17 protein-coding genes and 1 tRNA gene are annotated in these 17,785 nt (G+C 41.7%); 12 read left to right on the forward strand and 6 right to left on the reverse strand.

Features of this window, described 5'->3' with window-relative positions; translation table 11 throughout:
• Positions 1-26 precede the first annotated feature (26 nt).
• The 3 genes from BLR84_RS18940 to BLR84_RS18950 form a co-directional block, all read right to left on the reverse strand.
• Positions 27-2,621 carry a TonB-dependent receptor gene (locus tag BLR84_RS18940; protein WP_218128390.1) on the reverse strand — a complete coding sequence of 865 codons (2,595 nt, stop codon included), beginning with the start codon at positions 2,619-2,621 and terminating at the stop codon, positions 27-29.
• 126 nt (positions 2,622-2,747) lie between these two features.
• Positions 2,748-3,704 carry a FecR family protein gene (locus tag BLR84_RS18945; protein WP_090471262.1) on the reverse strand — a complete coding sequence of 319 codons (957 nt, stop codon included), beginning with the start codon at positions 3,702-3,704 and terminating at the stop codon, positions 2,748-2,750.
• A gap of 157 nt (positions 3,705-3,861) precedes the next feature.
• Positions 3,862-4,398, reverse strand: coding sequence for an RNA polymerase sigma-70 factor (locus BLR84_RS18950; protein WP_255366987.1), 537 nt, complete (start codon positions 4,396-4,398; stop codon positions 3,862-3,864).
• 463 nt (positions 4,399-4,861) lie between these two features.
• Here BLR84_RS18950 and katG point away from each other — a divergent pair, with 463 nt between their 5' ends.
• Together katG and BLR84_RS30100 are read left to right on the forward strand one after the other, a co-directional pair.
• A complete protein-coding gene (gene katG / locus BLR84_RS18955) occupies positions 4,862-7,129 on the forward strand; it encodes a catalase/peroxidase HPI (protein ID WP_090471266.1) in 2,268 nt (755 codons plus the stop codon).
• Between the two features lie 255 nt (positions 7,130-7,384).
• Positions 7,385-7,531 carry a hypothetical protein gene (locus BLR84_RS30100; RefSeq protein ID WP_176852106.1) on the forward strand — a complete coding sequence of 49 codons (147 nt, stop codon included), beginning with the start codon at positions 7,385-7,387 and terminating at the stop codon, positions 7,529-7,531.
• A gap of 31 nt (positions 7,532-7,562) precedes the next feature.
• Here the strand turns inward: BLR84_RS30100 and BLR84_RS18965 are convergent, their stop codons facing one another.
• The gene (locus BLR84_RS18965) at positions 7,563-7,838 is read right to left on the reverse strand and encodes a helix-turn-helix domain-containing protein (RefSeq protein WP_143013948.1); all 276 of its coding nucleotides are present in this window, start codon (positions 7,836-7,838) and stop codon (positions 7,563-7,565) included.
• A 345-nt stretch (positions 7,839-8,183) separates the two neighbouring features.
• Here BLR84_RS18965 and BLR84_RS18970 point away from each other — a divergent pair, with 345 nt between their 5' ends.
• The 4 genes from BLR84_RS18970 to BLR84_RS18985 are packed head-to-tail and all read left to right on the forward strand — an operon-like array spanning position 8,184 to position 11,034.
• Positions 8,184-8,621: a thioredoxin family protein gene (locus BLR84_RS18970; RefSeq protein WP_090471272.1), complete on the forward strand. Its 438-nt coding sequence runs from the start codon at positions 8,184-8,186 to the stop codon at positions 8,619-8,621.
• Positions 8,608-9,564: an FAD:protein FMN transferase gene (locus BLR84_RS18975; RefSeq protein WP_090471274.1), complete on the forward strand. Its 957-nt coding sequence runs from the start codon at positions 8,608-8,610 to the stop codon at positions 9,562-9,564. Before BLR84_RS18970 ends, BLR84_RS18975 begins: the two co-directional genes overlap by 14 nt.
• Positions 9,565-9,567: 3 nt before the next feature.
• A complete protein-coding gene (locus BLR84_RS18980; RefSeq protein WP_090471276.1) occupies positions 9,568-9,795 on the forward strand; it encodes a DUF4266 domain-containing protein in 228 nt (75 codons plus the stop codon).
• A gap of 15 nt (positions 9,796-9,810) precedes the next feature.
• Positions 9,811-11,034 (forward strand): DUF3570 domain-containing protein, encoded by a 1,224-nt coding sequence (locus BLR84_RS18985; protein ID WP_090471278.1) that lies wholly within the window; start codon positions 9,811-9,813, stop codon positions 11,032-11,034.
• A gap of 74 nt (positions 11,035-11,108) precedes the next feature.
• Here the strand turns inward: BLR84_RS18985 and BLR84_RS18990 are convergent, their stop codons facing one another.
• A complete protein-coding gene (locus BLR84_RS18990) occupies positions 11,109-11,786 on the reverse strand; it encodes a cytochrome b/b6 domain-containing protein (RefSeq protein ID WP_090471280.1) in 678 nt (225 codons plus the stop codon).
• A gap of 172 nt (positions 11,787-11,958) precedes the next feature.
• On the opposite strand from BLR84_RS18990, the gene BLR84_RS18995 reads away from it, so the two are divergent.
• The 3 genes from BLR84_RS18995 to BLR84_RS19005 all read left to right on the forward strand — a co-directional run bounded on the left by BLR84_RS18995 (position 11,959) and on the right by BLR84_RS19005 (position 14,792).
• Positions 11,959-12,633, forward strand: coding sequence for a response regulator transcription factor (locus BLR84_RS18995; RefSeq protein ID WP_090471282.1), 675 nt, complete (start codon positions 11,959-11,961; stop codon positions 12,631-12,633).
• Positions 12,633-13,883, forward strand: a complete 1,251-nt coding sequence (locus BLR84_RS19000; RefSeq protein ID WP_090471284.1) for a sensor histidine kinase — start codon at positions 12,633-12,635, stop codon at positions 13,881-13,883. Before BLR84_RS18995 ends, BLR84_RS19000 begins: the two co-directional genes overlap by 1 nt.
• Positions 13,884-14,033: 150 nt before the next feature.
• Positions 14,034-14,792: a hypothetical protein gene (locus BLR84_RS19005; RefSeq protein ID WP_090471286.1), complete on the forward strand. Its 759-nt coding sequence runs from the start codon at positions 14,034-14,036 to the stop codon at positions 14,790-14,792.
• Positions 14,793-14,991: 199 nt separating this feature from the next.
• Here BLR84_RS19005 and BLR84_RS19010 read toward each other — a convergent pair.
• Positions 14,992-15,079 (reverse strand) — tRNA-Ser (locus BLR84_RS19010).
• Positions 15,080-15,344: 265 nt separating this feature from the next.
• Between BLR84_RS19010 and BLR84_RS19015 the strand changes: the two genes are divergently transcribed.
• From BLR84_RS19015 to cdaA, 3 genes are all read left to right on the forward strand, one after another.
• Complete coding sequence (locus BLR84_RS19015; protein WP_090471287.1) at positions 15,345-16,316, forward strand: polyprenyl synthetase family protein; 972 nt, start codon at positions 15,345-15,347, stop codon at positions 16,314-16,316.
• 90 nt (positions 16,317-16,406) lie between these two features.
• Complete coding sequence (locus tag BLR84_RS19020) at positions 16,407-16,889, forward strand: group II truncated hemoglobin (protein ID WP_090471289.1); 483 nt, start codon at positions 16,407-16,409, stop codon at positions 16,887-16,889.
• A 100-nt stretch (positions 16,890-16,989) separates the two neighbouring features.
• Complete coding sequence (gene cdaA, locus BLR84_RS19025; RefSeq protein ID WP_076375400.1) at positions 16,990-17,781, forward strand: diadenylate cyclase CdaA; 792 nt, start codon at positions 16,990-16,992, stop codon at positions 17,779-17,781.
• The last annotated feature ends 4 nt before the right edge of the window (positions 17,782-17,785 follow it).

The following is a 17,785-nucleotide window of genomic DNA, read 5'->3' on the forward strand; positions in this document are numbered from 1 at the left end:
GGCTAGCCCTCCGGGGATAACTGGTTTTAATAACTGATGGTATAGGTTAAAGAAAATGTTCTGCCGCGACCGTAGTACTGGTACAGTTTGGCCGGGGCACCGTAAAATAGAACAGAGCGCTGTCCCCAGAAGGTCAGGTACTGCTTATCCCAAAGGTTTTGGATACCGGCAGATAGCGTGCCTAGTGGTAATTTCACGTTACCCACGAGGTCAAATGTGGTAAAGCCCTTCAATTCCAGGTTTTGGTAATCTTTCAGGTCAAGCGAGCGCACTGCTTGTAACCTCACCGAAAAATCCTGACTTTGCCAGCCCGCAAAACTCACAAATTTGGACGGATTGGTAGAGATGATGGAGTTGCGCTGATAACCTTTATCGGGCGTTTTGATATCCGAAATAATAAACTGACCGGAAACGCCCACTATTAAACCTTTTGGCTGCTGGCTGTAGCTGAGTTCGCCTTCAAAACCGTAGTTGCGTACCTTTTGATCAGTAACAGATATGGTAAAATTACTGGTGTTGATGAGGATTGCTTTGTCTGACACGGAATAAAACCCTGCTATTTGTCCTTTAAAGCCGCTCTCATCGCTTAATCTGCCGCCAAGTTCATATTGATTGGTTTTGATACCACTTAATGGCGCGTCTTTTACGTTGATGCTGTTAACCAGTTTCCAGTTATCCCCATCGCGTACATAAGAGCCGGTTCCGTAATATTTGGTTGGATCAGGCACCGAAAAGCCTTGTGAGTAATTTGCCCATATCTGCGCCTTATTGCTGAACTTGTAAATCAAACTGCCGTTGAACAAAGTTACATTATAGTCGTTTTTACCTCCCGGGATTTTAGCTGCCGAGGTACCTACACCATAGTTTACAGATACCTGTTGCTGAAAGCGAACAAAATCATCTACGGTTACATCCATATGCTGCTGGCGTATCCCTCCGGAAAGCGTAAGCTTATTCATAATTTCCCAGCTGGCCTGCGCAAAGCCCGATATGCCCAGGATACGGTTACCCGGATAACGTTCCAATGTACTGGCCGTTTTATTGATCAGTCCACCAGAGCTATAGCTTAAGTTGGTATCAAAGAAGGCTTGCGTTCCTACAAATTTTTCATGATCGAGATCGGCACCATAGGTTAGTTTTACTTTATCCCACTGTTTGGCTAAAACTGCCTTAAAGCCATATACATCAGTATTTTGGCGCGACGCTGCCAGTGGTAAGGGTTTTACATTACCTGGCGCAACAGTAAGATCGCGAGACTGAACAATACCTTCAGGAAAAGAAGGGCTGAAATCTAATTTTTCAGACCTAACAAAAGCCTGGAACTGAAAGCTCTGACCACCCAATATATTGCCAATACGGTACTGGCCGTTAATAAAAATGCGTTTACTGCGCGGCACCACATCGGCATCAAAGCCCTTGCGTACATCCAGCAATGAAGGATCGGGAGCTATACCATTATTTGCATTAGCCGGTAGCGCACCTGCCAGGTTATTCCCTAAAAATAAGCCATGGTCGCTGTTGTATTTGGAGTTGTAGTATTGCGCATCCAAACTAATACTTTGGTTGTGTTTGAGTTTAAAATCGACATTACCAAACAGATCGATACTGCGGTTATATTGGAGGTCGCCTTGTTTGGTGTCGATAATAATTTGATGACCATCGCCATCATAAGCAGCGCCATTTTGCTGATAAGCAAAGCCTAAACGACCCTTTACAAAGCTATTACCACCAGCGATAGACTGCGCTACGCGCAGATCATGGTCATCGCCATGACCTAAGCCACTGCGCCCGCCTACTTCAGTTTGGAAAGCCAGTTTCTCCGACGTTGATTTTTTGGTTACAATATTGATGATACCACCGGTAGCGTCCCCGCCATAAACCGAGCTCGCGCCGGATAACACTTCGATCTTCTCGATATTGAATGGATCGATAGCATCAAACTGGCGACTGGTGTTACGGGTGCTATTGATAGATACCCCATCAATCATCACCAGGATATTTCGCCCACGAATGTTTTGCGCGTAATTGGAACGTCCCTGGTTACCGATATCGAGCCCTGGGATCAGTATGCCCAATGCTTCTTTAAGAGGTACGCCGGCTTTGATCTGGGACTGCAGTTTGGCACTGTCAATAACCCAAACAGTTCCGGGTATTTCGCTGATGTGCTGGGGTGAGCGGGACGAAACCACCACCACCTCGTTCAGGTTATTATTTAAATTGATAGAAGTTACCGGCTTGTTATCGGTTGTTTGAATGGTGATCACATTGCCCTGCACCTTTAATTTAAGGTTAGCGCCCATCAGGTCATGTAATATTTTTTTGATAGGCTGATGAGTGGCATCTACATTCACTATCTTATTAGCATCTAGCCGGGTATTGCTATAGGAAATACTTACGGATGCTTTATCACCAATGGCCAGCAGCGCATCAGCCAAAGTAATATTGCTTAATTTGATGGTTAAGGGTTTATCAAGTACATCCTGCTGCGCAAATAAATGTGTGGTGTTGAGAAGTGTTAAAACAATAACAATTAACACTTTAGGAGCAATATTTAGCTGTTTAACGGTAAAGCCTGAAGAATATTTAGTTAAATTTTTGAGGTAAGTATGTACCTGTTTCATATTTTCGTTTAAATGTTTAATTAATTAGGTATTAGTTGAGCAAATCCCGATGTTGTAGTTTGGCGATGAAGCATCGGGAATTTTTGTTTCTATATTTTTCTACATGGCATCAGTATTTGCTTCTGATTAATAAATGGTTACGATGTTTCCGGCTATTTTATAATGAAGGCCTATGGCAAATTCGAGGCTGTTGAGTACGGTTTTTATATCAGGATTGTTAAACCGTCCGGTATAACGTTCGTTTCTTAGTAAGCGATTATCAATAAGCACCTCTACGTCATACCAGCGTTCCAGCGTTGATGCTATGTCACTCAATTTCTGATCTTTAAATTGCAGCTGATTATTACGCCAGCTGTAATAAGCAGCTGCATATACGGTTTGCTGCTTTAATGACTGATCGGCACCATATACACCTTGCTGGTTAGCCGTAAGAATTAAAGAAGCCTTTTTGATTTTTGGTGAAAACATGACGCGCCCTTCTTCAACCACCACATCGGTTTTGTTTTCCTCGGGATAGGCCCTAAGATTAAAATGAGTTCCTAAAACCCGTACAACCACTTGTTTGCTATTGATTGAAAACGGGCGTTTTTTGTCTTTAGCCACAGTAAAAAAAGCTTCGCCTTCAAATTCCACAACTCTTGATGTATCTGTAAATTTTTCGGGATACCGTAGTTTGCTATCCGAGTTTAGCTGGATAATTGTTCCATCGGGCAGGGTGCAGGTGGCCTTTCTTCCTTTAGGGACTTTTACTTCGTGGTAACTAATAGTGGCACTGCCTTTCTCCTGATAGTTTCCGGATACATGATAAATATAGAAGGCCAAACCCGTGATCAAAACAATGCTTGCAGCTACCTTGACCAGCCAAGCCCAGTTTGTTTTGGGAGGTTTATCCTCAATGAATACCCGATCTGAGAGCTCTGCCCATGTTTTATCCTCTATGCCTTGTATGTCAACAGGAGGAGAGATGGTAAAATCACTTTCTGCTATCTTTTGCAGCCATTGTTTAATTGCAAACTGCTCCTCAGTGCTGCATTTGCCCTGGTGATACCGTTCCAGTAATTCCTGTGTTATTTCTATTTTCATTTAATTAAATGCAAGCTACGTGTTGCATTCATTAACATAGCTGATTAATTCTTTATTTTTCCTAAGACTAATTCTAAATAATAACTAAGTGGCAGATATTCAGGTAGAAAAATTTAGTTGGCTGAGATAAGAAGATAATATGAGGGTTTGGGTTTATTTAGTCAATAGCTAAATTGTCCCTGAGAAAGCTCAGTGCTTTATAGAGATGATATTCAACGGTTTTTTCTGATATAAGCAAAGCCGAAGCTATTGACTTTTTATCCAATCCTTGCTGTTGACTTAAACGGTAAATCTCCTGCGACTTATAGGGAAGCCTGTTGATCAGGTTGTTGATAGTTTTGTATAGTTCATTATAGTTTAGTGTATCTTCCGTGCAGGTTCCTTCGGTTGACTGATTTTGAATAACATTTTGCAGGTGTTTTTGCCGGTTGGATGTGGTACGGCAATATTCAAATACTTCGAGCTTTGCCGATCTGAAAATGTATTGTTCAATTGATGCATTTATCTGGAGTGTGTTTCTTCGTTTCCATAATGATTCAAATATATCCTGTGAAAGTTCTGCCGCGATATCTTCATCTCTCAAAATATTATAACAGATAGCAAAAACTTTTTTCCAATACATGCGATATAATTGCTGAAAGGATTGCTCAGTTAAGTGAAAAACTACTTGGGGGTATTTGTTATTGCCTGACACTGGAAGCTAATTTGGGACAAATATAGGCAACTATTTAGAATCAGTATAAATAAAAATAACTAAATATAATGTTAGATTGAAAATTTGGCTTTACTACGTTCCATTAGTACATCCTGATTCCAAATAATATCGACTAATGAATTTCCAATATCGAAATCATTATTCAACATATTACATTAAATACTTAGCTCTGAGTGGGTTTCCATGTAAACACGTTATATGATGATAAATTAATTTAACTTGTTTATTATCAATAAAATATCTCAATGTTAATCATGGGTTGTGTAAACCATGTAAACCATCTTTTATAGCAAAATGGCCCGCTTGTTTAGGGATTATGCTTAAACACTTAATAAATTTTAACTATTGGATATAGAATTAATCGATTGTGATTGTGTTCTTTAATGTCCTAATTTTATACCACTGTACAATCAGTAAGAGTTCAATACATAAACTTATAAATATGGAAAGCGAATCAAATGACATCAGTAAATGTCCGTTTCACAACGGCAGTATGAAAAATAATGCAGGTGGCGGTGGCACCCGGAATCACAATTGGTGGCCCAACCAGCTAAAGTTGAATATCCTGCGTCAAAATTCCTCTTTATCAAACCCCAATGGTGAAGAATTTAATTATGCCGAAGCTTTTAAAAGCCTCGACCTGGCAGCAGTGAAAAAAGACCTTCATGCATTGATGACCGACTCGCAGGACTGGTGGCCGGCAGATTTTGGTCACTATGGCGGTTTGTTCATACGTATGGCCTGGCACAGTGCCGGAACCTATCGTGTAGGCGACGGACGTGGCGGTGCTGGTGCAGGCTTGCAGCGTTTTGCACCGCTTAACAGTTGGCCCGATAACGTGAGTCTGGATAAAGCCCGCAGGTTGCTTTGGCCGATCAAACAAAAATATGGCCGCAAAATTTCATGGGCCGATCTGATGATCCTTACCGGTAATATAGCCCTGGAATCGATGGGCTTTAAAACCTTTGGTTTTGCTGGCGGACGTGAAGATGTATGGGAAGCGGATGAGTCTGTATATTGGGGCTCTGAAACTACCTGGTTAGGTGGCGATCTGCGCTATGCACATGGTTCACATGGTGTGCAAGAGGGCCATGGTGTATTGGTATCTGACGATGATGCTAATGGCGATATCCACTCCCGCAACCTCGAAAAACCGCTTGCAGCTGTGCAAATGGGTTTGATCTACGTAAACCCGGAAGGTCCTGATGGTAATCCTGATCCCGTTGCCGCCGCTAAAGACATCCGCGATACTTTTGGCCGCATGGCCATGAACGATGAGGAAACAGTTGCATTAATAGCCGGCGGCCACAGCTTTGGCAAAACTCACGGTGCTGCATCTGCCGACAATGTAGGCAAAGAGCCTGAAGCTGCCGGCATTGAATCGCAAGGCTTCGGCTGGAACAACAGCTATGGTTCTGGCAAAGGTGCCGACGCGATTACCAGTGGGCTGGAAGTAATATGGACAAAAACACCGACCCAATGGAGCAATAATTTTTTTGAAAACCTGTTTGGCTTTGAATGGCAACTGACAAAAAGCCCTGCTGGTGCGCACCAATGGGTAGCTAAAGATGCAGAAGCTACTATTCCTGACGCGTACGATAGCTCAAAAAAGCATCGCCCGGCCATGTTGACTACCGATCTTGCTTTAAGGTTTGATCCGGCTTACGAAAAAGTATCAAGACGCTTTCTGGAAAATCCGGATGAATTTGCCGATGCTTTTGCGCGTGCATGGTTTAAATTAACACACCGCGATATGGGGCCACGCGAACGTTATCTGGGTCCTGATGTACCACAGGAAGAACTACTTTGGCAGGATCCTATCCCCGCCGTTAACCATGCATTGATAGCTGAAAGCGATGTTACAGCTTTAAAAGCAAAAGTATTAGCATCGGGTTTAAGCGTATCTGAGCTGGTTTCCACAGCATGGGGCTCAGCTTCTACCTTCCGTGGTTCTGATAAGCGCGGTGGTGCCAATGGCGCCCGCATTCGCCTGGCTCCGCAAAAATACTGGCAGGTAAATAATCCGTCGCAATTGCAAAACGTATTGAGCGTACTCGAGGGTATTCAAAAAGAGTTTAATGCAGCGCAAGCTGATGGGAAAAAAGTTTCGCTGGCTGATCTGATCGTTTTGGCTGGTAGTGCAGCGGTTGAAAAAGCAGCTAAAGATGCGGGTCACAACATTACGGTTCCTTTTACACCTGGCCGTGCAGATGCCTCGCAGGAACAAACCGATGTAGAATCGTTCGGTTACCTGGAGCCCGCTGCTGACGGTTTCCGCAACTATCGCAAAACAAAAGCTCCCGTATCTACCGAAGAATTACTGATAGATAAAGCACATTTGCTTACACTTACTGCACCTGAGTTAACCGTATTGTTAGGTGGCTTGCGCGTGTTGAATATCAATTTTGATGGTTCTAAACATGGTGTTTTCACATCACGCCCGGGTGTGCTTACTAACGATTTCTTTGTAAACCTGCTCGATATGAACACTGCATGGAAAGCAGTATCAGCCGATAAGGAACTCTATGAAGGCAGCAATCGCTCCACCGGTGAAGTAAAATGGACAGGTACCCGCGCTGATCTTGTATTAGGATCCAACTCCGAATTGAGGGCTGTTGCCGAACTATACGCAGGCTCCGATGCCCAGGACAAATTTGTGAAGGATTTTATACAAGCCTGGACTAAGGTGATGAACCTGGACCGTTTTTAAATTAGTTTGATGTAAATCACCTTATGTTTTTTCTTTTGATCCGTTAATGGATCAGACAGATGGACAAAGATTATGTGGTTATTCTAAAAAGGCACCGTATCACGGTGCCTTTTTTATTGATCTGAAGAGCACCTGATTGAATTATCGCCATATTGGTCAGAGAAATTGGCTACTCTTTTATTGAAAAATGATGGCTCAGCTATGAAGATCACGGCATTGCATAGAATAGTCAAATACATCAAACCAGATATTTATTTGAAAAAACATATTGCCATCAAGATTACTTATCTGACCTGCGAGGTAAAAGAAGGTAAGTACAGCACTTATAATGATATTTATAACCTCGATAAGAGTCTGGAGATGGCTTTGTATGGTGTAGATCAGCCCTTGGGTATGCGATAGTGAAATTGATTATGGGGATGATAAGATAAGACTATGCTTCAAGAGTGATCCGGTAAAAATGCTTATTATAACGCTGAGATATTTTTTCAATAAGACCAGCTTCCACTAATTTTTTCAATCTGGTATTGAATGAACTGATGCTCATGTTACTCCCTTGATCCTTCATCCCAAACCAAAGTGTTTCCGCATCTTTTGCCTCGTTAACACTCTTTATATATTCGAGTATTTGGGTATTTATACGATCCCAGTTTTCCTGCTGGTTGGTAATTCGAGATTTAGAAGACCTGTATTGGGGGGTGACCATCATCATTTTAAATTGTTTGTCCCACGATTAATTGATCAAAAATCGCATACTCTGGCAATTTAGAGTACAAATTTGAAGTAAATCTGAAGTTGTGTCTCGCCGATATGTTTCATATAGCAGTTTCAAATCAACTAAAGATAATTCCTTACCTGGTTTTGGCCGGTTAGTTATATTTTATAATCTAAATGACGGATGAATCTTGTTAAAATCTGTTAAACGAAGGCAATTTCATGCCAACTACAGAATCTCCTGATATTATTGTTCCTGATGGTGATATACAGGCTTCCGGCGTATCAAACTACTTTAACAGGAACATCGCTGAGAAGCCCCTCTTAAAAACAGATAAAAATGAAACTATTAACTGTCTTTCTTTTCCTACTTACAAGCAATCTCCCTACATGGCTTGGCGATTTTAACAAGGCTCAAACTGAAGCGGCAGCAGCACATAAACTAATCCTGATTAATTTCTCCGGATCCGATTGGTGTGGCCCATGCATAAGATTGAGGAAGGAAATCCTGGAATCGGAAAAATTCAATGATTTTGCCATAGATCACCTGGTGTTGGTTCGTGCCGATTTTCCCAGGCAAAAGAAAAATCAATTGAGCAAAGAACAGGTAAAACTGAACGAAACCCTGGCAGATAAATATAACCCCGATGGTAAGTTCCCTTTTACCCTGCTGGTTGATGAGCGTGGTAAAGTATTAAAAGAATGGGATGGATATCCCGATGAAACTGCCGATCAGTTCATAAATCAAATCAAACCTTTTGCAAATGCCAGTCATTGAAACTACAGAAAAAATAACAACCGTTCACAAGCGGATACTGAAGCTGATGGGCAATCGCTTCGAGATCAGCGTCGTGAGTGATGATATTGATTGGGCAAATAGCCGTATTGATATGGCTGTTGCCGAGATAAGCCGGATCGAAAAATTGCTAACTACTTTCAGAGATGATAGCCAAACCAACCAGATCAATGCGGCCGCAGGTATTCGCCCGGTAAAGGTTGATCAGGAAGTTTACCAGTTGATAGAGCGTTCGCTGAAAATATCTGAGCTTACTCAAGGAGCATTTGATATTACTTATGGATCTATCGATAAAGGCCTCTGGAATTTTGATGTTAACATGAAAAACTTACCAGATACAGAAACAGCTCGTGAAGCAGTACGCCTGATCAATTACAAAAATGTAATTATGGATGCCGGGAATACCACCGTTATGCTCAAGGAAGAAGGTATGCGGATTGGTTTTGGAGGAATAGGGAAGGGCTATGCGGCTGATCGCGCTAAAGCTGTACTGCAGCTAAACGGGGTAAGTAGCGGGATAGTGAACGCGGCTGGCGATTTGATCACCTGGGGAACACAGCCTAATGGTAATCCCTGGACGATTGCTATTGCTGACCCGGATAAGCAGATGACACCGTTTTCTACACTCAATATCAGTAATATGGCCATTGCAACATCTGGTAATTATGAGAAGTATGCCATTATCAACGGCAAAAAATATTCCCACACCATCGATCCCAAAACTGGTTTTCCGGTAAGCGGGATTAAGAGTGTAAGCATTATTTGCCCCAGTGCTGAATTTGCCGACGCCATGGCCACACCCGTAACCGTTATGGGGGTTCATGTAGGTCTTGATCTGGTAAACCAACTACAACAACTCGCTTGCGTCATTATTGATGACGATAACCGTCTTTACACTTCCAGAAACATAAACGTTAAAAATTAGCACATGAAAAAGTTACCCCTGATTAAATTATTGCTGGTTGGCAGTATACCGGCTCTTGGATTAAGCTCATGTTCATCAGTAAAAGCATATCAAAAGAACAGGTTAAACGACGCGGAGATGGAACTTTCTGCCCGTAAGTCGCAAAAGTTTGAACAAAGTTTTCAATTATATCGCGAAGGTGGTTCTGGGGCTAATGGTGGAAAAAGCGGCGGCGGCTGTGGATGTAACTAAAACCGGGTTACTTATATGAGAAAAATATACCTATGTGTTGCTGCCCTATATTTAGGGATAGTCATTTCACATGCGCAAACCAAAACATTACCGGTTAAGGACAGCAGTAACTATGAAGCCCGCAAACTTAAAATTGAAGAGATCAACATCATCTCGGCTTACTATCACCAGGATGGCAATAATTCGGCGGTTACCGGTGGTATTGGTACCGAAAAGCTGACCGACTTTGCCAATACCTTTGATCTGCAGTTATCAAAATATGGCGCCAGCGGAAAAAAGCACACTTTTACATTTGAACTGGGGGTAGATCATTATACTTCAGCTTCTTCGGATAAAATTGATCCGAACAGTATCTCCTCGGCCTCCAGGCAGGATACCCGTGTATATCCATCCCTGAACTGGACGGTTTCAAACGATAAAACAGGCAATGCTTTCGGACTAACAGGATCTTATTCGCATGAGTTCGATTATCAGTCTTTCGGCGGTGGAATAAATCTTACACGGGTGTCTAAAGATAAAAATACCCAGTTTGATTTTAAGGGCATGGTTTTCCTGGACACCTGGAAAGTGATATTGCCGGTTGAACTGCGACCGCCGGGCTACGGTTCAGGATCAGATCGTGAAGGTAGAGGACCGGTTGATCACAGTCCGCGTAATTCATTCAGTACTTCGTTCTCCCTGTCACAGGTGCTGACCTCACGGCTACAGGCCTTACTGATCATCGAGCCTTCCTATCAGCATGGCTTGCTGGCCACCAAATATCAACGCGATTATTTTACCGATGGATCTGAACGGGTAGAAAACCTGCCAGGCAGCAGGTATAAACTCCCGATAGCGGTGCGGTTTAATTACTTCTTGGATGATCATTTTGTGATTAGGACATTTTACAGGTATTATATGGATAACTGGGGTATAAGGGCGCATACAGCAGAAGTTGAAATACCTGTTAAGCTGACTTCATTTGTATCGGTGAGCCCTTATTACCGGTATAATAACCAACAGGGTACACGCTATTTTGCCCCGTATGGCCAACATAACCCTTCGGATACCTATTACACCAGTGATTATGATCTGTCTACATTACATAGCAATTTTGTTGGTGCTAATATCAGATTGTCTCCACCAACGGGGGTGTTTGGCTGGCAGCATTTCAATTCGCTGGAGATAAGGGCTGGCCACTACATGCGTTCTACAGGATTGAATTCAAATATTGTGACCCTGGCCATGAAGTTCAAATAGATAATCGGGTGATGATCGGGGCCGCTGTCCTGATCATCACTTTCTTGCTGACTAAGTTGATCACCGGAGAATAATTATTGATAGTTACCTCCGCCGTTGATCATATCAGAAACAATACCCTTATTATCCTTGCGTTCTGCTATAAAAACACCGGCAAGGTGAACAAAAATAAAAGCAAGGATCAGATACATACAAAAGCCATGAACTTCTTTAACGGTATGCCTGATAGACTTGAAAGGTGCTAACAGATCTTCAAACGCCAAAAATAAACCGGTTACAGCCATGGTTATAAGCAAAATATAAAACGCGGCATAAATTACTTTTACAGTAAGCTCATGTTTGGCAAGTTCTCTTTCCTTTTTTGAGGATTGGAATTGCCGGTACGCGCTTTTCATCTTACGAATGAATTTTTGATCGGCCAGTTGAAAAAACTCAAGAACTAAGCGGAATAAAAGTAAACCAACTAATACATACCCAAAATAGATATGTATGTTCCAGACGCTATCGCCAAGCGCATGTGCAACTGAACCGGCCTGCTCGTCGCTTACCGTAGCACCAGCGTTCTTTAATTCATTTTTGATCAGGGCCGATACAGACCTTTCATCCGTGATAGTTGAATTGATCAGTACGGTAAGCAGTGAACCGCTGATAACGATGGTGTTGACCCAGTGCCATAGGCGTAGTGAGATCGAATATTTTTTAATATGTCTCGGATGTTGTGTATCCTGACGAACGGGTTCGATTATTGCCATATTGGTTTTAAATAGTGCGACTGGGCATGCCTTTTTAATTGTTTGTAAATTACAACAAGAAAATGAAGTAAATCTGTACTTGTTGAGTTGCTTTCCTGTTTATATATCAACAAACCTTATAAGCTTCAGGTTATCTTCAATTTTGATGATTACATTTGAGTAAAAAGCAGCTTTGAAAATCCTGGTAATAGAAGACGAGCAAGGGTTACGCGAGAACATCACAAACTATTTAAACGTGGATGGTAATATCTGTGAGAGTTGTAACGCACTGAATCCTGCACTACAGAAACTATCAGACTATGACTATGATTGTGTTTTGCTGGATATCGGACTACCTGACGGAGAAGGTTTTGGTGTTCTGGAATACCTGCGAACCAATCAGAAGAACGAAGCAGTCCTAATTATTTCTGCCCGGAATTCCCTGGATGATAAATTAAAAGGGCTGAATGTGGGTGCTGATGACTATTTGACCAAGCCTTTTCATTTAGCAGAACTCAAGGCCCGTCTGATGGCGGTTTTTCGCAGAAAGGCTTTAAATACTAACAATAAGCTGGTATTTAATGAAATATCCGTAGATGTACTTGGTCGGACGGTTGAAGTTAATGAAATTGCTATTATCCTGACCAGAAAGGAATATGACATGTTACTGTATTTTATTGCCAACAAGGGTAAGGTTATCTCCAAAAATGCCATAGCCGAACATTTGTGGGGTGATGAGATGGATATGCATGATAATTTTGATTTTATTTATACACACATCAAAAATCTCCGCAGAAAACTACTGGACGCGGGAGGCAAGGACTATTTAACTTCCATTTATGGCCTTGGTTATAAATTTACAGGTTAATGAAATTATCTGAACATTATACCAGAACTAGTATCTACAGCACTTTAACTGTCTTATTGGCGGGAGCTATTATCTATTATTTTGCTATCAAATACATTGCTCAGCAACAATTGGATCGTGGGCTTCAGCAACAATTGACAGAGGCAGAAGAGTACGTAAGGAGCAGCAATCAGGACCCGCAACAGTATGACCTCGATAAAGATCATGCAGTGTTTATCAGAACCAATGAGCAGGAATTACAGAAACGCTTTTTTGATACCACCTATTTCAACCCCAAGGAGCAACGGAAGGAGGCAGGACGTGCTGTTGAAGATCTGGTTAAATTGAAAGAGACAAATTACAGGGTTGTTATTACCATTTCTAGGGCGGGGCAAAAATATCTTATAGAGATTATCACTATCATTACCTTAGCCCTGCTGGCAGGCTTGCTTTCGGTGCTTTTTATCACCAATAAGTATTTTCTCAACGGCCTTTGGAAGCCATTTCAACTGACATTAAAAGAGATAAAGCAATTTAACATTGCGGATGTTGACCAGTTTAAAGGAAAACCGAGTAAGGTAGATGAATTTGCTGAACTAAATGAAGCTATTCAGGAAATGTCTTTAAGGGTAACTGATGATTACCTGAACCTGAAGCAATTTACGGAGAATGCCTCACATGAAATGATGACCCCATTGGCTGTAGTGACCACAAAGCTGGATACCCTGATCCAGGATGAAACATTAAATGCCGAACAATTAGCACAGATCACTGACATTTACAGTTCGATCAATAAATCCAGCCGGCTTAACCAATCATTGTTATTGTTGGCCAAACTGGAAAATAAACTGATAACTGACGAAGAGTCAATTAATTTGGAGACTGTGCTGTCTGAAAAAATGCTGCAGTTTCAAGAGTTGATGCAAACTAAAGACCTTTTGTTTAAGCACAACCTGCAACCAAAGCAGGTGCTGGCAAGCAAATATCTGATCGATATCTTATTAAATAACCTCTTTAGTAATGCGATCAGGCACAATAACACCGGCGGCATTATCATTATCGAGTTGAACAGAGAGCAATTATCCATTAAGAATACCGGGGCTAATCATTCATTAAATGAGCAATTGATCTTCGAGCGTTTTCAAAAAGGCAAGGAATCACAGGGTACCGGCTTGGGATTAACGTTGGTTAAAAATATCTGCCAGCATTATGGATATACGATTCATTACAATTATGAATCCGGATGGCACACTTTTATGCTCATATTTTAACAAATTGTAGTCAATTAGCTTTGGCAATGTTCTTGTTTTGTCACTTTTATCGTACAATTAAAATTCAGCTGCCAACTTCAATTTTGCTTCAGATTACGGCTTTAGTTTTAAGGCGAATGTGGTTTACACACGTTTTAAAGCCGAATGCTAATGAAATATATATGCTTGCTGATCCTTGTTTTTTCTTTTCTTAATCTTAAAGCACAAGACAATTATGAGATTCAAGTTTATGGATCTGAAACAGTTGAAAAAGGTAAAACCATGGTTGAACTACATAGCAATTTTACACTTAATGGAAGTAAAACTATAACTAACGGCGAGCTTCCGACAAATCATGTAGAACACGAAACTATTGAGATAACACATGGTTGGACTCCCTGGTTTGAGACCGGTTTTTATTTTTTTAATTCCATAGGCGATGCCGGCCGCACGGCTTATGTAGGTTCCCATATCAGACCAAGAGTTGCGGCACCGCGGAGCTGGAACTGGCCAGTAGGGGTGAGTATTTCAACTGAATTCGGATTTCAGAAAAGTGCATTTTCGGCCAATACAAGCACGCTGGAAATAAGACCGATAGTAGATAAAAAATGGAATAGATTATATATTTCAGTTAATCCAACGCTGGAAAAAAGCTTTAAAGGTCCGGATGAAAATCGGGGATTTACCTTTTCGCCCAATGTTAAAGGAAGTTATGATGTAACCAAAGCTGTTGCACTTGGATTAGAATATTATGGGAGTACTGGCCCCTTTTTTCACTACGATGCCTTCAAACAACAGGATCACCAGTTATTCGTGGCAACGGATCTTGATTTTGATCCTAAATGGGAATTTAATGGCGGCATAGGTTATGGTTTTACACAAAACGCAGATAAGGCTATAATTAAAATTATCGTTGGCAGGAGATTTTAAGAGCATATTTGTAATCTATGATAACTTGACTACTTCTCAAGACATTGGTCAATAGTAAATATTATGATGAGAGAGGAGCGACGATATGCTTTCCGGATGGTATCGCAAAATGAGATATTCTGTTTGACTTTTGATATAAACCAAAAACGCCTAAAATCATTGATTCTAGGCGTTTTAATCGTATTAAGTAACTAATAAGCGGAGAGGGAGGGATTCGAACCCTCGATACACTTTTGGCGTATACACACTTTCCAGGCGTGCTCTTTCGACCACTCAGACACCTCTCCGGATTAAATGGGATTGCAAAGGTAAAATAATATTGCGTTCAAAGGCAATAAAAAAGCGAAGTCCTCTTTACAGAGGGCCCCGCCTTCACGAAAACTTTAACTCAACTTATAAAATATGGCATTTAGTAGTATAGAGGGTAAATAATGTGTTTGGTTTAATTTGGGTAAAAAATATTTACCCGTAATGCAGATAAATAATTTTAGCTTATGTTTGCTCCATATTGCCGTATGGTAATTTTACACATAAAAAGCTTGTTTAGTTTCAATGCTGAGCATCAACAACATTAAAAAACCTATCGCTGCCGATATTGATGTATTTGAGGAGAAGTTTAAAGCTTCTATGCAAAGCTCCGTACCTTTGCTTGACCGGATAACCCATTATATTGTTAAGCGCAAAGGAAAGCAGATCAGACCCATGTTTGTGTTTTTTGCCGCCAGCATTTGTGGTGGCATTAACGAATCGACCCATCGTGGGGCCGCTTTGGTTGAATTGTTGCATACGGCTTCCCTGGTACATGACGATGTGGTTGATAACTCCTATCAGCGCCGTGGCTTTTTCTCCATCAACGCTTTATGGAAAAATAAAATTGCCGTTTTAGTAGGCGATTATCTCCTTTCAAAGGGCTTATTGTTATCTATTGATAATGGTGATTTTCAGTTACTCCGAATCGTATCAGACGCGGTAAAGCAAATGAGCGAAGGTGAACTGATGCAGATCGAAAAAGTACGCCGCATGGATATCGGCGAACCAGTTTATTACGAGGTGATCAGGCAAAAAACGGCTTCGCTTATCGCTTCATGCTGTGCTTGTGGGGCGGCATCAGCCGGGGCCTCTGATGAGGTGGTAGAAAAAATGCGCTTGTTTGGCGAAAAGATCGGTATCGCTTTCCAGATCAAAGATGATATGTTTGATTTTGGTACCGATGATGTAGGCAAGCCTTTGGGTATCGATATCAAGGAAAAAAAGGTTACGTTGCCATTGATCTATTCGCTGGCCAACGCTACCGACTCTGAAAAGAAAAGGATCATCAACCTGGTTAAAAATCATAATGACGATCCGGCGAAAATTGCTCAGATAGTTAAGTTTGTAAACGATACCGGCGGCCTGCAATATGCAGAAACGCAAATGAAAAAATACCAGGACGAAGCTTTTGAAATCCTCAATACTTTCCCCGAAAGCGATTCGCACCGCGGATTGGAACAATTGGTAAGGTTTACTACCGAACGTAACAAATAGGCGTATTATCATATTCATCATTACCGGGTTATACTTTCAACTTTGGTTTGGCTGCACTATCTTTATTCATCAATTAAAACACGTTTTATTATGGATGCAACAAGTAAACCCGGTGTGCCTACACTTTTTGAGTGGGCTGGTGGTACAAAAGCCTTTGAAAACCTTTTTGACAAGTTTTATGATAAAGTGCTGGCCGACGACTTGCTTGAGCCTGTATTTAAGCATATGAGCCCGCAGCACCGCCTGCACGTGGCCCATTTTGTAGCCGAGGTATTAGGAGGTCCCAAAACCTATAGTGAGCAGGAGGGTAGCCATTTTATCATGATCAGCAAGCATCTCCAAAAATATCTGACAGAGGCACACCGCAAACGCTGGATAGAACTACTGCTGCAAACTGCCGATGAATATGCGTTACCGGATGATCCGGAGTTTCGTTCGGCATTTATGGCTTACCTGGAATGGGGAACCCGTATCGCGGTGATTAACTCCAAAACAGATGAGGTAACAGAACCTACTGATGTTCCGATGCCCGAATGGGGCTGGGGAGTAGTTGGCGGTCCTTACATCCCCTGAATTTTCAGAAGGATAGTCATGGCTATTTAAAAAAAGAACGTTGCTTGTTGTGCAGGGATAGCCCGGCTTTAACTTCTCCTTAAACTTATTAACTTCGTAAATGCAATCCATATTCCTCAGCTTCCCCAAGATCACATTTTTTGATATCCTTGATGTGGTTCTGGTGGCTTTTATTATATACCAGCTCTATAACCTTATCCGGGGTACTATCGCGGCCAATATCTTTATCGGTTTCGCGGTGATATTTGCACTCAACTTTGTGGTGAACGCACTGCACATGAAACTGCTTACTGCCATTTTGGGCAAGTTTGTTGATGTGGGCATCATTGCGGTTATCGTAGTTTTTCAGCAGGAAGTAAGGCGCTTTTTATTGCTGGTGGGCAAAAATGCTTCGTTGCAACGGAACAAAGCCTGGTGGCAATACTTTTTTGGTAAAGCCGAGGCCGAGAAAAATAATTACGCCCGTATAAAACCTATTATAGATGCCTGCAAAAGCATGAAACAAACCCGTACCGGGGCCCTGATTGTATTTGCTAAATATTATGATGAGCAGTTTTATCAAAACAGCTGCGAGGTAATGGATGCCAAGATATCAAAGCGCCTGCTCGAGAGTATCTTTCAGAAAACCAGTCCGCTGCATGATGGAGCGGTGGTGATATCTGAAAATAAAATCAAATCGGCCAGCTGTATTTTACCCCTTACCGAAAAAACAGACCTCCCCGCTCAATTTGGCTTGCGTCACCGTGCTGGTATTGGTGTAACTGAGGCTAACGAGGCTACTGCCATTATCATATCCGAAGAAACCGGCGAATTATCCTATGCCAAACAAGGCCGTGTTAAAATGAATATCAGCTTTGCCGAACTGGAAAAAGTGCTGAATAAGGATTTTTAACTAT

Origin of the sequence: Mucilaginibacter sp. OK268 (genome assembly GCF_900103125.1) — a bacterium.
Taxonomy (GTDB): Bacteria; Bacteroidota; Bacteroidia; order Sphingobacteriales; family Sphingobacteriaceae; genus Mucilaginibacter.

Bases quoted from the DNA above. Each gene is read 5' to 3' on its own strand.
- BLR84_RS19020 (WP_090471289.1), top strand. From the start codon at position 16,407: ATGGATGCAACAAGTAAACCCGGTGTGCCTACACTTTTTGAGTGGGCT.
- BLR84_RS18940 (WP_218128390.1), bottom strand. From the start codon at position 2,621: ATGAAACAGGTACATACTTACCTCAAAAATTTAACTAAATATTCTTCA.
- BLR84_RS19000 (WP_090471284.1), top strand. From the start codon at position 12,633: ATGAAATTATCTGAACATTATACCAGAACTAGTATCTACAGCACTTTA.
- BLR84_RS18990 (WP_090471280.1), bottom strand. From the start codon at position 11,786: ATGGCAATAATCGAACCCGTTCGTCAGGATACACAACATCCGAGACAT.
- BLR84_RS18945 (WP_090471262.1), bottom strand. From the start codon at position 3,704: ATGAAAATAGAAATAACACAGGAATTACTGGAACGGTATCACCAGGGC.
- BLR84_RS18970 (WP_090471272.1), top strand. From the start codon at position 8,184: ATGAAACTATTAACTGTCTTTCTTTTCCTACTTACAAGCAATCTCCCT.
- BLR84_RS18985 (WP_090471278.1), top strand. From the start codon at position 9,811: ATGAGAAAAATATACCTATGTGTTGCTGCCCTATATTTAGGGATAGTC.
- katG (WP_090471266.1), top strand. From the start codon at position 4,862: ATGGAAAGCGAATCAAATGACATCAGTAAATGTCCGTTTCACAACGGC.
- BLR84_RS18975 (WP_090471274.1), top strand. From the start codon at position 8,608: ATGCCAGTCATTGAAACTACAGAAAAAATAACAACCGTTCACAAGCGG.
- BLR84_RS18965 (WP_143013948.1), bottom strand. From the start codon at position 7,838: ATGATGGTCACCCCCCAATACAGGTCTTCTAAATCTCGAATTACCAAC.
- cdaA (WP_076375400.1), top strand. From the start codon at position 16,990: ATGCAATCCATATTCCTCAGCTTCCCCAAGATCACATTTTTTGATATC.
- BLR84_RS18980 (WP_090471276.1), top strand. From the start codon at position 9,568: ATGAAAAAGTTACCCCTGATTAAATTATTGCTGGTTGGCAGTATACCG.
- BLR84_RS19005 (WP_090471286.1), top strand. From the start codon at position 14,034: ATGAAATATATATGCTTGCTGATCCTTGTTTTTTCTTTTCTTAATCTT.
- BLR84_RS19015 (WP_090471287.1), top strand. From the start codon at position 15,345: ATGCTGAGCATCAACAACATTAAAAAACCTATCGCTGCCGATATTGAT.